Origin of the sequence: Candidatus Bandiella numerosa (assembly GCF_029981845.1) — a bacterium.
Lineage (GTDB): Bacteria > Pseudomonadota > Alphaproteobacteria > Rickettsiales > Midichloriaceae > Aquirickettsia > Aquirickettsia numerosa.
Map to the genome: position 1 here is coordinate 484,496 of NZ_CP104164.1, position 19,927 is coordinate 504,422.

10 protein-coding genes are annotated in these 19,927 nt (G+C 33.5%); 5 read left to right on the top strand and 5 right to left on the bottom strand.

Annotated elements, in window-relative coordinates; genetic code table 11:
• The first annotated feature begins 8 nt into the window (after positions 1 to 8).
• Genes N3Z17_RS02420 through N3Z17_RS02440 form a run of 5 tightly spaced genes read left to right on the top strand, consistent with a single transcriptional unit; the run spans position 9 to position 12,727 of the window.
• The gene (locus N3Z17_RS02420; RefSeq protein ID WP_282472420.1) at positions 9 to 8,600 is read left to right on the top strand and encodes a hypothetical protein; all 8,592 of its coding nucleotides are present in this window, start codon (positions 9 to 11) and stop codon (positions 8,598 to 8,600) included.
• 1 nt (position 8,601) lies between these two features.
• Positions 8,602 to 9,111, top strand: a complete 510-nt coding sequence (locus tag N3Z17_RS02425) for a DUF2247 family protein (RefSeq protein ID WP_282472421.1) — start codon at positions 8,602 to 8,604, stop codon at positions 9,109 to 9,111.
• A 6-nt stretch (positions 9,112 to 9,117) separates the two neighbouring features.
• Complete coding sequence (locus N3Z17_RS02430; RefSeq protein ID WP_282472422.1) at positions 9,118 to 11,280, top strand: hypothetical protein; 2,163 nt, start codon at positions 9,118 to 9,120, stop codon at positions 11,278 to 11,280.
• On the top strand, positions 11,277 to 11,804 hold the full coding sequence (locus N3Z17_RS02435; RefSeq protein ID WP_282472423.1) for a hypothetical protein: 528 nt from the start codon (positions 11,277 to 11,279) through the stop codon (positions 11,802 to 11,804). The genes N3Z17_RS02430 and N3Z17_RS02435 overlap by 4 nt, the downstream gene beginning before the upstream one ends.
• The gene (locus tag N3Z17_RS02440) at positions 11,801 to 12,727 is read left to right on the top strand and encodes a hypothetical protein (RefSeq protein ID WP_282472424.1); all 927 of its coding nucleotides are present in this window, start codon (positions 11,801 to 11,803) and stop codon (positions 12,725 to 12,727) included. Before N3Z17_RS02435 ends, N3Z17_RS02440 begins: the two co-directional genes overlap by 4 nt.
• Positions 12,728 to 12,853: 126 nt before the next feature.
• On the opposite strand, the gene sucD is transcribed toward N3Z17_RS02440, so the two are convergent.
• The 5 genes from sucD to N3Z17_RS02465 all read right to left on the bottom strand — a co-directional run bounded on the left by sucD (position 12,854) and on the right by N3Z17_RS02465 (position 19,749).
• Positions 12,854 to 13,723 carry a succinate--CoA ligase subunit alpha gene (gene sucD, locus N3Z17_RS02445; RefSeq protein WP_282472425.1) on the bottom strand — a complete coding sequence of 290 codons (870 nt, stop codon included), beginning with the start codon at positions 13,721 to 13,723 and terminating at the stop codon, positions 12,854 to 12,856.
• Positions 13,724 to 13,737: 14 nt separating this feature from the next.
• Positions 13,738 to 14,898, bottom strand: a complete 1,161-nt coding sequence (gene sucC, locus N3Z17_RS02450) for an ADP-forming succinate--CoA ligase subunit beta (protein ID WP_282472426.1) — start codon at positions 14,896 to 14,898, stop codon at positions 13,738 to 13,740.
• A 264-nt stretch (positions 14,899 to 15,162) separates the two neighbouring features.
• The gene (locus tag N3Z17_RS02455; RefSeq protein ID WP_282472427.1) at positions 15,163 to 16,605 is read right to left on the bottom strand and encodes an NAD(P)H-hydrate dehydratase; all 1,443 of its coding nucleotides are present in this window, start codon (positions 16,603 to 16,605) and stop codon (positions 15,163 to 15,165) included.
• A 106-nt stretch (positions 16,606 to 16,711) separates the two neighbouring features.
• The gene (locus tag N3Z17_RS02460) at positions 16,712 to 17,548 is read right to left on the bottom strand and encodes a hypothetical protein (protein WP_282472428.1); all 837 of its coding nucleotides are present in this window, start codon (positions 17,546 to 17,548) and stop codon (positions 16,712 to 16,714) included.
• A complete protein-coding gene (locus tag N3Z17_RS02465; protein ID WP_282472429.1) occupies positions 17,470 to 19,749 on the bottom strand; it encodes a hypothetical protein in 2,280 nt (759 codons plus the stop codon). The genes N3Z17_RS02460 and N3Z17_RS02465 overlap by 79 nt, the downstream gene beginning before the upstream one ends.
• Positions 19,750 to 19,927 lie beyond the last annotated feature (178 nt).

Consider the following 19,927-nt stretch of genomic DNA (forward strand, 5'->3'; position numbering starts at 1 on the left):
ATAAAAATATGGCACTAGAAGACTTATTATCTATATACTTAATCTATAATGAGGATAGTTTATGCGCTGTTAATCCAATTAGTTGTGATCCCAATTTAAGTGAAGATGATTGGTTAAAGCCAATAAGCCAAACATTCTTAGAAGAAACAGTTTTGCCTTATATTATAAGGGGACATAATGAAGTTTTTGAAAAGAGATTAGAAGAATTACTCGCATCAAATTCCAAGTGTTTAGAAAGTATACTTCAAATTGATAATATAGACATACAGAGCTATATAATTGATGCATTTGCTACAAAATCATCTCTTGATTTAGAGGAAGAATCTGTTGAGAAAATTAAAGGGTATTTAAATACCAAATATAATAAAATACAATGTATAAGTAATTTATGCACCACATCAACAAAAGTACTAACGGACTACCTGACGCAGTTTTCAACAAATATAACGCACGCTGATTTTCTAGTAGATTTACTAAATAAAGAGGATTTTGATAAATCTACAAGAAGTAGAGCTATTCATCAATTTATTAATGATGTCAATGGACATAAGCCAGTTGATAATAGAGTGTTTGATAAATATACATCACTGTTACCTTATGATGATATCAATCATTCATTATTAAAAGCCTTTGGCAATGCTTGTGCAAATTATGATTATGTTCCATCAATAGAAGTATTACCAGAATTTGGAAAGTTATTAAGTAAGAGTATTCTGGAAAGGGAGGTGGTATTTAATGTGCCTACTTTAATCAATAAAGCTCTAGAAGGTGTTTTGGTATCTGATGAGGAATTAAAAGAAGAGATATATAGGCAAATAATGAAGTATATATCTTTACTATATGAGAAGGTAGGAAGAATAAGTATAGATTTATTAACTATAGTTATAAATAAATTCAGCAAAGAAGCGCTTCAGTATGGAGAGATAATAGAAGTTATTATAGAGAATGAAACTAGTATCGGCAAAAAGGCATTAGCTGATATAGTAAGTGGAGCTAGCAAATTAATAAAAGCAGGAGAAGAGAAGCAAGTATTTAATGGAATATATTTAATAAGTAGAGCGTATAAGCAAGAAGAGGCTATATTTGACGGCGCTATAAAAAAAGAATTAATAAGTGAATTAAATAATATAGCAAAGAGCGGAAGTGAGAAGTTAAAAAAAGTCATTGATAAATTTGTTAAGGAGTTAAGTGGAGTAGAAGCAAATATAGTAGAAAGTAGTGGAGCTGATAGACCTAAAAAAGTAATAAGTGAAGATTTAGGTAATGAGATTAAAGAAGCGGTAAATAAAGCAAATATAGATTTTATAAAGCTAAGAATTAATGAAGGAAGAGTAGTTGGGGAGATCAAATATCTTTACGTAAAGCTTGGATGGAATGAAGAAGAGATAAAAAAGCTGTTAGATGCAATTAAGGGTATTAAGGACGCAGGATGGCAGGAAGATTTAATAAGAGGAATTGAATTGGTATATGAGTATGATCTAAATACAGATTTAATAGATAGAGAAGGAAATAATGCGGTAGATATCTTAGTATCGGGAGAAAAAGGTAAATTAGGTGACTATGCATTAAGGTTACTTAAGGATAACAATATATACTACCCAAAGAAAGCAGAGCAAATCATTAAGGAGATAGAAGAAGAAAATAAGAATTATAAGTTAGGCAATTATGTAAGAGAAAAGTTACTTAAGATAAGTGAGATAGAAGAGAAGTTAGATAGGGGGATTGAGTTTAGTTATGATAGAGAGATTGCAGATAATTTACTGGGAGATAAGTGGTATTTATACGGTATAGATGAAAAGGTATTTTTAAAGGGATTGGATTACAAGGGTAGGGTTTTTAAAGAGAATTTAAGTTTGAAATTAAGTGAGTATGAAAGTGAGCAACTTAAAAACGTATTATTATATCAGCAGCCATATCATCCAAATAACATAGAATCTGCAATATCAGCACATCATAAAGTCAAGCTATCACAATTCAAAGGCATGGAAATAAATGAGGATAGTATAGCAGAGGTGGTGGTGTGGTTAAAAAAAGCAATGCATTTAACAGTGCTTGGGGAGAAGTATAAAGTAAGAGATGCACAAGTAATAAGCTTACTTAATTTGTATAAAGGAGATGGGGGAAGATTAATACAAGTATCAACAGGAGAGGGGAAAACGATAATAATAGCAATGTTTGCAGCTCTTAATGTGGCTATGAAGAGGGATGTAGATATAATAACAAGTTCAAAGGTGTTAGCAGAAGAAAATGAAAAGGAGCAAAGAGGGTTTTATGAGATACTAGGTATTACGTCTTCCCATAACATATTGAGTGTGGAGGGAGCAAAAGATTGTTATAAATCTAATGTGGTATATGGGGATTTATTACATTTTATAGGCGATGATTTAAGAGATATATCAAAAAATGTGAAGCATGGGAGGGGGTATGATGTAGTAATAGTTGATGAAGTAGATAACATGTTTGTAGATAATACCAATATGAAAGTACAGTTATCAGCAGGATTGCCAGGTTTCCATTATTTGAAAGGATTAAAAACATATTCATGGATAGGATATAAGGTTAATTTACTGCTCCATGAAGAAGATGGAGGTAAGTGGTATTTAAAAGGAGTAGAAGAATTAATAGGAAAGGAAGAGGATTTGAATAAGTATCTAGATGGAATAAGAGATTTATATATTGCCGATCTAATAGTTGATGAATTTGGTAATTACTATGAGGAAAAAGAAGGCAATAAAGTGCTCTTGGGGAATAAAGAAGAATTAGAAGCTATAATTAAATATAAAATTAAAGAATATAGAGAGGCGAATATTAAATACGATGAAAAGAACGGAGATTACTATTACATAGTAGGGAGAAAAGAAATAGGAGATGAAGAGGTGTTTACAAAGTATATGAAGGAAAATACTGCTGATTATATTGCCAATAGATTACTTAATTTAAAGGAGGGATCAGAAAACAGGTTAGTAAACATACCAAGGCATTTAAATGAGTTTATGAGTGAGCATAGTGGACAACTGGCGGACTCAATAATAATGGCAAATGCATATAAGTTGGGAGTGCAATACAAAATATCGAATCCTGAGGGTAAGCAAAATAAAATAACGCCGGTAGATTATTTGAATACAGGAGTTGTACAATTATCACTTACATGGTCAGATGGGCTTCATCAATATGTTGAATTAAAACATGGTCTTAATGTAAAGGCAGAAAGTTTAACAAATGTGTTTAGGTCATATGTGGGGTATTTTTTAAAGTATGAAGGAAATATATACGGAATGACTGGGACTCTAGGCAAAGAAGAGCATCATGAATATTTAAAAGAAGTATATAAGGTAGATACAAAATTAATGCCAAATTACATAAAGAAGAATTTGGAGAAGTTTAAGCCAACAATAGTAGATAATACAAAAGATTGGTTAGATGAGGTTAGCAATCAAGCAATAAGGAAGGCGGAATATAGCAAGAGGGGAGTATTAATAATAAGTAAAACTATTCATGATGTAGATAGGATTTATAAAGAAATTAAAGAAGAGAAAGGTTACAAAGGTAGAGTTATTAGATACTCTGATAGTGGATATTTTGGCGATAGTATAACTAAAAAATTAATATCTGGAGAAGTTAGGGTGGCGGCAGGAGATATAATAGTTGCAACTAACTTAGCGGGAAGGGGTACAGATTTAAAAATAGAGCGAGAAGTAAATAAGAATGGCGGATTACACGTAATACTTAGTTATTATCCAGATAGCGTAAGAGTGGAGGAGCAAGCATTTGGAAGAGGTGCAAGGAATGGGGATTATGGCAGTTCTGGTTTAATTATACAAAATCCTAGCTGGGGAATGGATATAGAAGAGCTTGGGGAAGATAGAGATGGAAAGGAGAGTAAGAGGTTAGAGGCATCAAAAGAAGGTACAATAAAGCAGATGAAGAGGCAGGATGAGTTATTTGATAAATTTGTGAATTTAATAGCGATAGCTAATTCACCTATAGGATATGAAATAATTAGAGGGAATGAATATTTGGAAAAAATGGTTACATATTATGTATATGCAGAGAAAGCTGGCGCAGATGAAGATTTAATACATATAAAATGTTACAAGCCAGATAGCACATCATATTTAGCTAGCATAGAAAAAAGTGAGGTATCAGAATATATTAAAAATATAAGTGAGAAAGCATATCATCATTTAGTAGATACATTATCAAAGGAGTCGAGGACTTTTAATCAAAGGGATAGTGAATTAATCCACTACTTTGCAGCAGAAATTGGGTGTATTGAAAAGGAAATGGAGATTAAAGGAAGGGTAGATAGGAAATATTGCAATGCAATAAAAGGGGATGAGGAGGAAAGAGCATTATATGAGAAATACTGCGCCAGAGTTGATGTATTTACCCCATCCAAAGAGAAGATAAGTAAAGAAAGAATGGAGTATCTGGAAAAAAAGAGGCATAAGGAAAGATTTGAGCTATGGGAGAGAGATAGAGAATTATATAATCATAAATATGAGATAGAGCAGCTTAAAGAGAACTGGGCCATATGGCTTAAGAAAGCTGGTACATTTGGGCCTGGTGGATTATTTGGCGAGGAAGGATCGAATAAGAAAGAGAATTTAGCAAAGTTAAATAGCGAGTTTGATAAATTTAGAGATGAGCAACTGGCGTTATTTAGAAATGATTTAAGTTATACGAACAAAGATAGGTATGTAGGTAATGATTGTAAAGCGAGACAAACTAAAGAGTACAAAGAGAACGAATTATTGATGAAGAATCCGAGTTATTTAGTGCAAAAGAGCAGGCACTATATAGCGCAACATTATACAGCGGAGGTTAAGCAAGATTATGAGCATAAAAAGAATCAGGTAGGAGCTTGTGGTAATAATGAAAAGTCAGGATTTTTATTTTATGTATTAGGATTACCTCAAAGAACGATAAACTATGCAACAGATTTTGCAGAAAGAGCGGTAGATTTGGATTATAAATTTGCATGGAATGGATATAATATATTAGCCATCACAAAATTGATAAGGGATGGAGAAGGGATAACAGATTACGCACATGCTGAGGCAGCAGCAGGAGTTAAACAAAGTTTTTACACTGACTTAGCAACTACAAGAAATAGCTTAGAATCATTTATCATACCAAAGCAATCGCATGAATGTGGAGCGTTGATAATATCGCAGGTAGTGGAGAAAGAGTCAGACACAATAAAGCAATGTTTATTCATACTTAAATCCTATGAAAAAATCAGCAAGCATTTAGAAAGCTTAATGGAAATAATAGCTAAGGCTGAAGGTGATGAGATGATAAGGCCAAGTAGGATGTATGGAGCTGAGGAGTTACTTGGGAAGATAGATGCGAAAGATTTAGAAGAAGGGTTTGAGATGGTTATAGAGCCAATAGAGGCTAAGCAGGAAAAAGAAAAATTAGAAAAAGATTTAAATGAAGGTAAAATAACAGAGGAAGAATATCAGCAAAGACTGAAGGATATTAAAGTAAGTACACTGGGAAGAGTAGGACTAAAAGATCGAGATAATGTATTTAGCAAAGCAAGTAAGATTGAGTTTTTAGCGATGACTGAAGACTTGTCGCAGGATTTAAATTTACTGGGGTTTTTAGGGTATGATATTGAGGTATATGAATTAGAGAAGGATTGGACTGACACAATAATAGCGGGGATACTGTCAATTGCAACACTAGCAATAGGGATAGTATTTTTGCCAGCGGGAGGGTTCTTGGGAGTGATGGGGATATCATTAATAGCACAGAGTATATTAGAATTAGTACAAATAGGAATAAGCATAGATCAAGGAATACCAATAGATTTAGAGCAATTTGTAAAATCAAAGGGGATTGGGATAGCAGTTGCAATAATAACAGCAGGGATTGCAAAGGGATTAGAATCAATTAAGGGAGTAGAATGGGCTAATAAAAATATAGCTGGATTCCAAGGATTAGAGAAGGGAGCAAATGTAGTTCAAAAAGCTGCATTCCTAAAAGAAGGGATTCAAAAAGCAATAGAAATGTCAGCAATAATGGCAGCGGTAGATGCAACTTCAAGATATGTAGCAAATCAATACATGAAGAAGAATGATGGAAGCATAGAAAATGATATAGAAGATGCAATAAAAGCGGTGTTATCAGGTTATAGCGAGGAAATAACAAAGATATTGTTAAATGACACATTTAATAATAAGTTTAAGGGCCAAGCGTCTGATAAAGAAATGAAAAAAATAATAGATGAAGCGCTGCATATAATTGCTCATTATGCATCACAAGGAACAGCGAGGCAGGTAGTATCAGGAGTAGTTGGTAAAGTATCATCATTCTTTGGAGCAATACCAGGAGCAATTGCAAATTTAGCTAATGCAGGGCTTGGATATGCTAAAGCAAGGGAAGCAGCAGGTGAGTTAGAAGCTGAATTAAAGAGTGCAATCATCAAACTTGCAAATAAAGTAAGTGCAACAAAGCAAATGATGGAAGAGAAGTTGATGCAAGATTTTCCAAAGGATGCAGGAATGATCATGGCCGAAATAACAGGAGGAGGCTTATTGATAAATGGGGGGATGGATATAGATTACAACAATTGCAATAGATACAAAGAGGTGGAGAAAAAGAGTGGGAAAGGAGTGGTAGGAGAATGTGAGTATATAGCAGGACTTAGGGCTGAGGCAGAATCAAATAAAGAAAGGTTGAAGGAAGCGTTAGTTAAGGCATCACTTGGTCCAATCAGGGGGATATACACAAGAGAAGTGGCGATGCAGGTGGTAAGGGGAGAATTGGTAGACCCAATAATGGGAGAAAGCTTAAGGAATGGCAAGGTAACATTTAAGGGAGGGTTACTGGCAGAAGGAATAAGCAAGGGAGTTGAGTATTTCAAAGAAAAGCAGGTAGAAAAAAAGATAAAAAATTGGGAGATAAGGAATCAAGAAGAAAGAATGAGGATGGAGGTAGAGGGATTAACAAAAGGTGAGCAAGGGCAATATGAGTATGTAGGAGAAGGAAGAAAGGTAGAGCCAGGAATGGTGAGGGATGCACTTAATCAAGATAATGTGGGAGGAGTGGTTGAAGGAGGATTAGGAGATAGCTACAAATGCACTGGAGGAATATGTATAGCAGATGACCATGGAGATGACTATGGCAAGACGGCAGGGAATAAGGAAGGAAAATGGAGTAAAATATTAGTGAAGAAAGGGCACACAGTGTGGGGAATGTATAATAATAAACCAACTAGTGCTGAGTTGGAAGAATTCATAAAGCAAAACCCATACATAGCAGCGAGGGGTGTGGTGAGAGACGCGGATGGTAATATCAAGCATCTGGAGATAAGAGCGGGAGAGGAGATATCCGTGCCAAAAGATATAGCCACCTCGTATAAAGCAGGTTACACATCTACTGGGAGTAGAACTACTGAGAATAAAGAAAGTTATAACCCATTTGGAAAATATGGCATAGGAGAGGAAAGTGGATTTAAGGTATATGTAACAAAAGAGGGGAAGGTGGTGTATGAAGATGGAAATGTTGGGCAGTGCGGAGTATTAGGAGATAAATTAAGTAAAAGATATGCAAATGAAGCAGAAGAAAAAAATTATAAAGATTTTGAATCATTCAAAAGAAATATAATCAGTGAGGGACATTTAAAAAGTTATGAAATGAGCAGGATGTATGGGAATGGCGACCCAATGGGAATGGGAGGAGATATAAGATATGATATAAATAAGGATCCAGCAATAGACTCATACTTAGGGTCAGAATATGAGATATATCAAAAAATAGGGAAGATTGGGATAAGTACAGTAGGAGCAGAGCTACATAATATAGGAAGTGTGATAGAAGGATTTAAAAAGGAAAATCCAACTACAGCAGAATTGATAAAAGGCACAGCAACAACGTCTGGAAAAGCAGTAAATCTTGTATATGAGAATTTAGTTAAGAGACCGCTAAATGCACCAATAGATTATCTATATGATAAGCTTCCAGAAAATGTAAAAGAGTATGATAGGAAAATTGCAACAAATTTAAAAGATTATATAAAAGATATAGCTGATAATATGACACCAGAGCAAAAAACAGCTCTGGGATTTATTGATACATTGGCAGATTTCACTGGAAGTATGATAATTATAAATTCAGCAGGAAAACTACTAATACAAGATTCATTAAAAACTTCCGTATTAGAAACAAGCCAAGATTGGGTTAAAAAAGTATTTAGTAAAGGTGATGATCTACCATCTAAAAAGATGAAGGACTTTGATCCTGACGCTAAGAAGGTAAATACTTGTGAAACTAAAAAAACTTCTATAAATGATAACCCTATACTAGATAAACCTAGGGTAGGAAGTGCTAAAAAATCGGATTTGCATCATAGCTTTAACGATATAATAGATCACTATGCCGGAGATGCATCTAAATTCCAGATACCCTCAAAGTCCTCAGGAGGTAAAATCTCTAGAATGTCTGAATTAAGACAATTAGAAGGAAGCTATAATGGCAAAAATGGTATTTTTGAGTGGATAATAGATAATAACCAGGTTACTCATAGAAGATTTATACCCAATGGTAAAATTACAGGTTATCCTAATCAATTAGTTAAAAAAGGGGAATAAAATGCATGTAAATATCATAAATGAATTAAAAAGACTAAATATAATTTCTTGGTATGCGATTTTATTAGCATTAGAGAAAAGATGGGTAACTAAAAAGGATATCGAAGACTACTCAGTATATTTATTAAATTCTCCTGATTTTTATAGTGATAACGTTGCTGTCTTGGCAAATGCACTTTCATATAGTGATGATGAAGTAAAAGATCAAATTTTACAACTTTGTGAAGAAATCCAATTTGATAAAAACGACGAGACCCAAAAATTAAAATTAGCAGCTTTATGCTATTTAGCTAATTCAAAATATTCTGAAGAAGAGCAATGTAATATATTGCAAGAATTATATGCAGAATTTGATTATCCTGAAGATATGCAAGAATGCAGTATTTATCATAATAGCAAAATTTCTCCCATAGAAGCAATGCACTTACTAATTGCATCTCTTAAAAAGCAAATTCTACTCCATACAAAAACCCCTGAAGAAAATAAAGAACAAGAAGATGAAAAAGAATAAAAGCAAATGATGGAAGAGAAGTTGATGCAAGATTTTCCAAAGGATGCAGGAATGATCATGGCCGAAATAACAGGAGGAGGCTTATTGATAAATGGGGGGATGGATATAGATTACAACAATTGCAATAGATACAAAGAGGTGGAGAAAAAGAGTGGGAAAGGAGTGGTAGGAGAATGTGAGTATATAGCAGGACTTAGGGCTGAGGCAGAATCAAATAAAGAAAGGTTGAAGGAAGCGTTAGTTAAGGCATCACTTGGTCCAATCAGGGGGATATACACAAGAGAAGTGGCGATGCAGGTAGTAAGAGGAGAATTGGTAGACCCAATAATAGGAGAAAGCTTAAGGAATGGCAAGGTAACATTTAAGGGAGGGTTACTGGCAGAAGGAATAAGCAAGGGAGTTGAGTATTTCAAAGAAAAGCAGGTAGAAAAAAAGATAAAAAATTGGGAGATAAGGAATCAAGAAGAAAGAATGAGGATGGAGGTAGAGGGATTAACAAAAGGTGAGCAAGGGCAATATGAGTATGTAGGAGAAGGAAGAAAGGTAGAGCCAGGAATGGTGAGGGATGCACTTAATCAAGATAATGTGGGAGGAGTGGTTGAAGGGCAGGTAGGAGATAGCTACAAATGCAAGGCAGGAATATGTATAGCAGATGATGCTAGTAAAGTAGGAGGAAGCAAGATAGGAGGTAATAAGGAAGGAGAGAAGTGGAACAAGATGCCAGTAAAGAAAGGGGATACAGTATGGGGAATGTATGGAGATAAGCCAACGCAGCAGCAATTGGAAGAGTTTGCCAAGAAGAACCCATACATAGCAGCGAGGGGGGTTGTTAGAGATGCGAATGGTAATATCAAGCATCTGGAGATAAGAGCGGGAGAGGAGATATCCGTGCCAAAAGATATAGCCACCTCGTATAAAGCAGGTTATACACCTGCAACTAATAGAATTAAAGACAGCTCAGGTGATGTGCAAGATGTATGCTTAGATCCTAATGTTCACAGTAAAAATGGCAATATATTTGGAGCACAAGATGCTGCGTATAGATGTGTAGAGGGCATATGTTCAAATTCAGTATTGCAACTTGCATCTTATAAAGCTACGCAAGAAAATAAAATTGAAGCGTTAAGTTACGAAGAATTCGCAAAAACTGTGAGGAAGGATTTAAGAATCGAGAAGGGAGATGTAGGAGGAAATGATTATATAAATGAGAAGTATAACGAATATAAAAATCACGGAAACACAGAGATAAGCAAGTTTGGAGTGCAAATGCACAAAGGTGGATTTTTGATAGAGAAATTCAAAAAAGATAATCCTAATTTAAGTGGGGAAATAAAATTATTTGTAGATAATACTGGGAAAATAGCAGGAGTAATAGTTGATACAACAGCTTATATTTTAAATCCTTTAAAACCAGTATGGGAAGCATATAGAGATGCTGTGAATGATTATTTAGTTCCAGATATTGTGAAGGAATGGATGAATGATAAAGCTGGTAAGGTGGAAGAAGGATTAAAAAGCTGGGAAAAGGGGCTTACAAGTAAACAAAAAGTTATATTAGAGACCTTAATAGATGGAGTGAAATTTGGAGGTGATATAGCTATAGTTGGTAGTACAACCAAATTGACTTATACAGTACTTGATGGTGGTGTTAAAAAAGTATTTACCAAATCTGATGAAACTCATCATAAAACTCATACTGATACTGGTGGGAATAATGTAGTTGGCGATACTAGTTTGGGCTCAGTAAAGAAATTTACTTTAACAGACAAGATAAAAAGTGATATTACTGCAGCATTACAAAAAGGAAATAGTGCAGAGATTTCTGCTGCACTTAAGAAAGCAGAATGGGATGTGCCACAATCTGTGTTTGATAAATTACCAGCAGAATTAAAAATTAAAAAACTGGCTGATACTGATGATAATATTGGAATACGCTTTCAAGATAATATGAATGCAAAATACAATGTGAGAATTATGAAAGGAAAACCTGATGCCAAATGGCAATCACAGCGGCAGGATTATGTTAAAATTACTAGTAATTATGATGTGCTGGGAAGAAGTGGCAATGTGATTAAGGGTAATGATGAATTTCCTAAGCCTACATATAATCCAGAAGCACATATACCTTTGGAGGAATATAAACAATGGAAGGAGTGGAATAAAAAATGAAAGAAATAGATGTTCATTATTGGATAAAAAACGTTGAATCGCCTCAAGTTAGAGGTATTTTAATTCTCGAATTACTCGATCTTATGGATGGCTCTTATCAAGAGAGAGAGTGGATAGAAAAAGATAAAGAGGAATATGTAAAAAATGATAATAAAAATATAAGATTTGATGCGAATTTTTCATTTCCTGCAGAGCTGTTTGAGGATTTATGTTTAAAAGAATGTATAACAGGTGAGGAAGTAATAGACGGACATATTGGTTATTCTTTAAAAACAAAGGAAGAGGCAGAGGTGTTATATAAATTTGCAGAAACTTTTTACAAATTTAAAGCCGATGTTTATAACGAGCATCAGGGTGATTCTAGACCCACCAATCAAGAATATCTCTCCTCTCCTTACTTAGAGCCAATGCGTAAAGCAGCAGGCGAAGCATTTAAAGTGTTTATGGAAAATGAAAAAGATAATAAGGAATTTTGTGAATTTATTGCTGGGTTACAAGAAGAGAGAAAACAACAAAGCAAATGATGGAGGAGAAGTTAATGCAAGATTTTCCGAGTGATGCGCAGGTGATAATGGCGGAGATAGTAGGAGGAGGATTATTGATAAATGGGGGGATGGATATAGATTACAACAATTGCAATAGATACCAAGAGGTGGAAGTAAAAAGCGGCAAGGGAGTGATTGGAGAATGTGAGTATATAGCAGGATTGAGGAAGGAGGCGGAGACAAATAAAGAAAGGTTGAAGGAAACGTTAGTTAAGGCATCCCTTGGCCCAATCAGGGGGATATACACAAGAGAAGTGGCGATGCAGGTGGTAAGGGGAGAATTGGTAGACCCAATAATGGGAGAAAGCTTAAGAAATGGAAAGATAACATTTAAGGGAGGATTACTGGCAGAAGGAATAAGCAAGGGAGTTGAGTATTTCAAAGAAAAGCAGGTAGAAAAAAAGATAAAAAATTGGGAGATAAGGAATCAAGAAGAAAGAATGAGAAGAGAGGTAGAGGAAATAACAAAAGGTGAGCAAGGGCAATATGAGTATGTAGGAGAAGGAAGAAAGGTAGAGCCAGGAATGGTGTGGGATGCACTTAATCAAGATAATGTGGGAGGAGTGGTTGAAGGGCAGGTAGGAGATAGCTACAAATGCAAGGCAGGAATATGTATAGCAGATGATGCTAGTAAAATAGGAGGAAGCAGGATAGGAGGTAATAAGGAAGGAGAGAAGTGGAGCAAGATGCCAGTAAAGAAAGGGGATACAGTATGGAGGATATATGGAGATAAGCCAACGCAGCAGCAATTGGAAGAGTTTGCCAAGAAGAATCCATACATAGCAGCGAGGGGGGTTGTTAGGGATGCGGATGGGAATATCAAACATCTGGAGATAAGAGCGGGAGAAACAACACTGGTCCATAACTTCGCCATTTATTTATCAAAATATCACGCCACTTAATTATAAAAGTAACAATACTATTTCAATCTTCTTTTATTAAAAAACAGCATTATTTCCCTTGACCTTACTGGCAAATTTTACGGGAATGAAGCGACTATAGGTGTAGATGTTGTGATACTTCGTTCTTTAAATAAGCTCGTACATAGTCTTGCCAATATCCGCAGGAGACATTGAAACGGTTATTCCAGCACTTTTCATAGCCTCAATTTTTGCCTCAGCTGTATCGTCACCTCCAGAAATTATAGCGCCTGCATGACCCATTCTTTTGCCAGGAGGAGCAGTTTTGCCTGCTATAAATCCAACAGTTGGTTTTTTAATTTTATGATTTTTAATAAATTCTGCTGCTTCTATTTCAGCTGTGCCACCAATTTCTCCAATCACTATTATTGCGGAAGTCTCATTATCATTAAGAAACATTTCAATTGCATCTATAAAACTAGTGCCATTGATAGGGTCTCCACCTATTCCTATGCAAGTGGATTGGCCAAGACCAAGATTAGAAGTCTGATGAACCGCTTCATAAGTTAACGTTCCGGATTTAGAAATAATTCCAATATTGCCTTTTTTGTGAATATAGCCAGGCATAATTCCAATTTTGCATTCACCAGGAGTTATAATTCCAGGGCAATTAGGTCCAATAAGCCTAGTCTTAGAATTAGTTAGGGCTTTTTTCACCCTCAACATATCAAGCACCGGAATACCTTCTGTAATACATACTACAAGCTCTATTTTTGCATCAATTGCTTCTAGGATTGAGTCTGCAGCAAAGGGTGGTGGTACATATATTACTGATGCATTTGCATTAGTTTTATACACTGCTTCTTCAACAGTGTTAAAGACAGGAAGCCCTAAATGTATAGTGCCTCCTTTACTTGGGGTCACTCCTCCAACCATTTTTGTACCATATTCAATAGCTTGCTCAGAATGAAAAGTACCTTGGGCACCTGTAAAACCCTGACAGATAACCTTTGTTTGCGAATTTACCAAAATTGACATATCTACTCCTTTTTTTAACTTATTGCTTTAACAATTTTTTTGGCTGCATCTTCCAAGTCGTTTGCTGCCTCAAGCTTTAGTCCTGATTCTTTTAATATTTTTTTACCAAGTTCAGAATTTGTTCCTTCAAGCCTCACAACAATTGGAACACTTATTTTCACTTCTTTTGCAGCAGTAATAATTCCATTTGCAATAATGTCACATTTCATAATGCCACCAAAAATATTAACCAATATTCCTTTCACATTATGATCAGATAAAATAATCTTGAAAGCTTCTGTAACTTTTTCTGTAGTAGCTCCACCACCTACGTCAAGAAAATTTGCTGGCTCCTTTCCATGAAGTTTAATTATATCCATGGTCGCCATTGCAAGACCTGCGCCATTTACCATACATCCAATTGAACCATCCATTTTTACATAACTAAGATCAAATTTCTTAGCTTCAACTTCTTGTGGATCCTCTTCAGTAATGTCTCGCATTTTTTCAATTTCTGGGTGCCTATAAAGCGCATTATCATCAAAATTAAATTTTGCATCCAGAGGAATGAATTTAGAATCACTAGTTTCAATCAAAGGATTTATTTCTATTTGACTGGCATCTGTATCAATAAATGATTGATATAAAGCCCTAACAACTTTAGAAAAATTCTTTAACTGAATTTTATCAAGTCCCATTCCAAAGCCTAACTTAGCTATGTGAAAATTTTGCAAACCAATTGTGTAATCAACGTGTACGGCTATGATTTTCTCAGGACTTTTTTTTGCCACTTCTTCAATATCCATCCCACCTTCAGTTGAGGCTGCAATTGTAATGCAATTATGGTTTCTATCTAAAACAACGGAAATGTAATATTCTTTTTTTATATCACTTCCAGCTTCAACATAAATCTTATTCACTATTTTCCCTTCAGCTCCTGTTTGGGGCGTAACTAGCTTCATCCCTATCATTTTAGAAGCTATATCCCTTACCTCATCAAGTGTCTTGGCAAGTTTAACTCCACCAGCCTTACCTCTGCCGCCTGCATGTACTTGAGCTTTTAATACCCAAACATTAGATTTAATTTTTGATGCAGCTTCAACAGCTTCACTGGCATTTAACGCTAATATACCTTCAGGTAATTCAAGACCATATTTTCTCAAAATCTCTTTTGCCTGGTACTCGTGAATATTCATAGCTTAACAATTATAATAATTTAGTTTCGATATTAGTTAATTAGTTGCTAGTTGTAAACTAAATGTTATAGCTTTTTTCGCTATTGTTAAAAATGATAAAATTAAGTAAATTGCATCAATTATGTATGAGCAGTGATTATAATAATATCAGCAATAATAAAATAACTTTATTACACAATTAATGCATACACCAATCATTGCCTTTTAAAATAATGTAAATTACTTCGAATATTCCCATCTCTTCCATTTTATTTAAAAAAATTACTAAGATATATTAACTGACAATATTTTAGGTATCATCTTTGGTATCTCTTCTGCTATTAGTCCATATCCTATTTTCCATGCAGCTTCTGACAAAGCCCATGTTGCAATCATTGCTGACATACTTGAGTTAATTCCCTGACTCATAAATGCTCCACACATCCCTGCTAATATATCGCCAGTTCCTGCTGTTGCTAGATATGGACATCCATTTTCTTGTATTACGATATTATTATCTTTGTCACCTATTACTGTATCTATCCCTTTAAGTAATATTGTACATTTACTTTGATCAATGGCATTTTTTACTCTGGTGACCTTATCTAATTTATTATTATCACCAAATGACTTTTTAAATTCTCCTTCATGTGGAGTGAGTAGGACATCTTGCCCAATATCAATAATATCGCTCAATGTAGTGCATTCTAATATTGCCCCTGCGTCGAGAATAATTTTTTTCTTCAATTTTAATAAATTTATGACGTTTTCCTGCGTTGTATCTGATTTTAATTCTCCAGGCCCGTATAAAATAGCAGTTGCTTTATGCTGTTCAATCAATTCAAGTAAATGATGAATGTTCTCATATTCTATTAGAATTATTCCTGGCTCTAAGGCATACATGTTGTTGCTTGACTTCTTTATAAACAATTTAACTATACCACATCCGGATTTTCTTGCAGCATGTGTTGCAAATATCGCAGCTCCTATCATTTGTCCTACTATAATTGCCAAGCAACCCCTACTATACTTGTTATCTAAATATCCCGGATATTTTATATTACCCTTCCAAATATTTGGATTATTAACTTTTATATACCCCTTTTGTTCTTTAATTTTTGGAAGCCCTATATCTGTTACCACTACCTCATTAGAATTAACCAAGCCTGGCATGAGTAAATGACCAATTTTTTTACTATGAAAAGTGACGGTCAGTTCAGCTTTTATTGCATCTCCTAATATTTCTCCCGTTGTTGCTGAAATGCCAGAAGGGATATCAATCGCTATACATTTTTTTGATTTTTCATTAATTTGTTTTATTAACTTTGCAATATCATTTGGTACTTTTTTTGATAGCCCTATTCCAAATATAGCATCTACTATTAGCTCTGCTTCTTCCAGATTTTTACACACATCTTTGAAAGAAATAATTTCTCCTTTAAATTGTTGACAGTAATATTTTGCTTGTTCCGTTTTTGGACTTGCCACTTGAAGTATTTTTACATCCCAATTATTTTTTAAAAGTAAATTAGCAACAACATATCCATCACCTCCATTATTACCAGACCCACATATTATCAAAACTTTACAGGGCTTAAATCTTTCAACCATTACGTTATAAACTTCAGTACCAGCCCTCGCCATCAAATTTATTGCGTCGCTTTTAGAATTTAAAGCTAACTTTTCTATTTCTCGCATTTGTTGGCTATTCAAAGCATATTTAATCATAATATGTATGCGAATAATTTATGGATGATCTGACATTAACATCTTCAAATTAATATTTAAAGTTTAATTGCGAATACTTATACTTCCATTCATTATCACCCCAAATTTATTCCTCGAAATCTCCGTTTATTTCACTAAACCCAATCTGGCAACCTAATGCTAAATTTACGTTAAAATAACCAAAAGAGTGAGAATATTCAGATCTATCTAGCAACTTTTCACTCACTTCTTCCGCATGATATTTATAACCTAAATTTAACATATGCATATATTTGATGGAATCTAATGTTTTTTCAATAACAGAGGACGATTTGTTGATACATGCTACATCTTCATTACCACAATATTTAAGAACAAAACTTTGTTGGAGTTTTTTTACATTAGATAAATCTATTTTTCCTTCTATCAAATCTTCCAATTTTTCAATGCATGAGAACATTTTAATGTTGCCATCCTTATCTTTCTTGGCATATGCAGGAGATGGTTTATTATGCTGATATCCTTTTATATGAAGATATGCAATGTTCTCAAGCTTTAAGACATCACTTACAGTTAAATCTGTTCTTTGTGATAAGTTTGCTACATAGTTGATATTAATCCCACTATCATTATTTAATGTTTTTATCTTATCCCCCACTTTTCTATATTCTGAGATTGTAAGCATTTCTGATCCATTTGGCAAAATTTTTATACTATCTAAAAGAGCTGCCTGGCCAAAACAAGCAGTTAACAACACTTTAACAGGTTTATCCTCAAACTTTTCAGTCAAATCCTTCAAATACTCAAAAGTTCTAGCACCCATGCCATCCCTTTCAATCGTATGTTTTCCACTTTTTCCTCCAATACCTCCGTGCATATTAAGTATCAACAAATCTGAATAATATAAATCAATTGATTGCTCTTGGAGATATGAGTAATAATCAAATAAATGATTTTTAAGCATACATCTTTCTCATTTCTATGGTCAATTGTAGTTATGTTAAAACCTTTATTTAGGTATTCATTAATTTTATCATATTTAAATGCTCCATTATGATCTTCCCCTGTTACAATCATGATTGATTTACTAGCCTCCTTATTGACATAGTATTTATAAGAACTACTTCTAGAAAAAACACTACTTCCTTCAGGTAAATGTTTGTTTATATCCAAGGAATCAAGCAACTTTCTTGCAGGAATATCTACCTCTTTTTGAGATAAATGATATGCAAGTGGGAAACCATTTCCATCCTTTTCATATAAAGCATCATTTTGATAAAAATATTCCAAAGATTCAAAATCCACAGTTTTAAGTTTAACCAGCAACTTAGAAAAAAGAATTTTTATTTCTTTGGAAATTACATCTTGTTTACTTTTTAATAAATTTTGAATTAGAAACTTACTTTCTGAGTCACTGTAATAACCTGCTATATACTTTTTTACTACAGTATCTATTTTAAATTCGTTTTCAGATTTTAATGCTACGTCTATTACAGATTTTTTATGGTGATTGGGTATTTTCTCTGAAAATTTATCCCAAATTATATGAAAAAATTCCATATTTTCAGATTTTATTGCAGCTTTAATTAAGATTCGTATATCACTAGGTTCTTCAATTTTTTCTGAAAACTTTCCCCACAAAATATCAAGAATCTGATGTTCATTTATTTCAATGGCACATGTAACTGCACTTTGTAAATATTTAAATTTATCACAATCAATAAACTTCAAAATATGCTCTATTAATGATATGTCTCTAGCTTTAATGCAAAAATCTAAGATATCTTTTAGACGATACTCACCTGAGTCATCACTTTTAATAATATCTATGAGTTTATCAGTGATTAAATTTAATAACTCAGTATTTTTAGCATCAATTAATTCTTTCATTAATTGCTTTGCATCAGAGCCATCTATTTGATTAGCAAACTTATCCCAAATTATATGAAAAAATTCCATATTTTCAGATTTTATTGCAGCTTTAATTAAGCCATGCATATCACTAGATTTTTCAATTTTCTCTGAAAATTTATCCCATAAAATATCAAAAATCTGATGTTCATTTATTTCAATGGCTAACGTAATTACATTTTTAGAATATTTAAATTTATCACAATCAATAAATTTCAAAATATGCTCTATTAATGATATGTCTCTAGCTTTAATGCAAAACTCTAAGATATCTTTTAGATGATCATCACTTAATTTTTCTTGAAAGGTAGATAATAAATTACCAATGTAATTTTTATCTTTTGTTGAAACTGCATATTGAATTACTATTTGAATTCCTGAACTATCTAAATTTTCTCTACAAATTGATATTATCTCTTCTAGCAATGCATTATCATTGGTATCAACTGCATATTTTATAATCGTATTAACGTATGATATACCAATTTTACCAACTAAAGCTGTAGCTATGAGTTTTGCTATTTGAGGTTCATCAGATGTAATGGCTTTGTCAAATAGCTTTTTTAGATAATAATCACCTATGGTGCCACTTTTAATAATGTCTGTGAGTTTATCAGTGATTAAATTTAACAGTTCAGTATTTTTAGCAGCAATTAATTCTTCCATTAATAGATTTGCATCATAGGTATCTAAGTTGCTTGATAATTTTTCCCAAATGAATTTGAATACTTCATCATTATTTATCCTGATAGCTTGCTCAATTATTTCATATACATGCGAGCTACTAAGTTTATTTGCAGAAATTGCAACGAATTTTTCTAGGAGTTGAATATTATTTTTTTCTATAAATTCTAATATCAATTCCCTTGCATAATAGCCATCTATTTGATTAGCAAACTTATCCCAAACTAATTCTAATACTTTATTATCATCCCCAAGCTCCATGGTATGTTTGATAATTCGACTGATATAGTAACTATCTAATTTCTCTCCAAAAGTTATCATCGTAGATTTTAGTATTGGTTCACTTTTGGATTCAATTGCTAATTTTATTAATTCGGAAAAATAATAGTCCATATTGTCTGCACCCTTTATAATTTCAGCGAATTTTTCAAGTGCACTATGGTGCAATTTGGCATCTCTTAGTGAAATACTATCTTCCAATACTTTAACCGCTTCATATGCTGAAAAATTTAAGCAAGGTAACTCAATAATTTTTACTATTTCAAAATATTTATTTTTAAAATCCTTCATACCACCTCAATTGTTTAATTCTTAAGTGTATTATACCTATGAAGTGTTACAATTGAGTTACAGAGAGGGTAAATTTATTATTTATTAAGGAATTGAATTACAATGAGCTGATGTGATTTTGAATTAAATACATAGTTCATTATATACTCATGTATAACAATATGCAGGGCACAGCAGT

Coding starts and splice junctions, on each gene's coding strand:
- sucC (WP_282472426.1), bottom strand. CDS start 14,898: ATGAATATTCACGAGTACCAGGCAAAAGAGATTTTGAGAAAATATGGT.
- N3Z17_RS02440 (WP_282472424.1), top strand. CDS start 11,801: ATGATGGAGGAGAAGTTAATGCAAGATTTTCCGAGTGATGCGCAGGTG.
- N3Z17_RS02420 (WP_282472420.1), top strand. CDS start 9: ATGGCACTAGAAGACTTATTATCTATATACTTAATCTATAATGAGGAT.
- sucD (WP_282472425.1), bottom strand. CDS start 13,723: ATGTCAATTTTGGTAAATTCGCAAACAAAGGTTATCTGTCAGGGTTTT.
- N3Z17_RS02460 (WP_282472428.1), bottom strand. CDS start 17,548: ATGCTTAAAAATCATTTATTTGATTATTACTCATATCTCCAAGAGCAA.
- N3Z17_RS02430 (WP_282472422.1), top strand. CDS start 9,118: ATGATGGAAGAGAAGTTGATGCAAGATTTTCCAAAGGATGCAGGAATG.
- N3Z17_RS02425 (WP_282472421.1), top strand. CDS start 8,602: ATGCATGTAAATATCATAAATGAATTAAAAAGACTAAATATAATTTCT.
- N3Z17_RS02465 (WP_282472429.1), bottom strand. CDS start 19,749: ATGAAGGATTTTAAAAATAAATATTTTGAAATAGTAAAAATTATTGAG.
- N3Z17_RS02435 (WP_282472423.1), top strand. CDS start 11,277: ATGAAAGAAATAGATGTTCATTATTGGATAAAAAACGTTGAATCGCCT.
- N3Z17_RS02455 (WP_282472427.1), bottom strand. CDS start 16,605: ATGATTAAATATGCTTTGAATAGCCAACAAATGCGAGAAATAGAAAAG.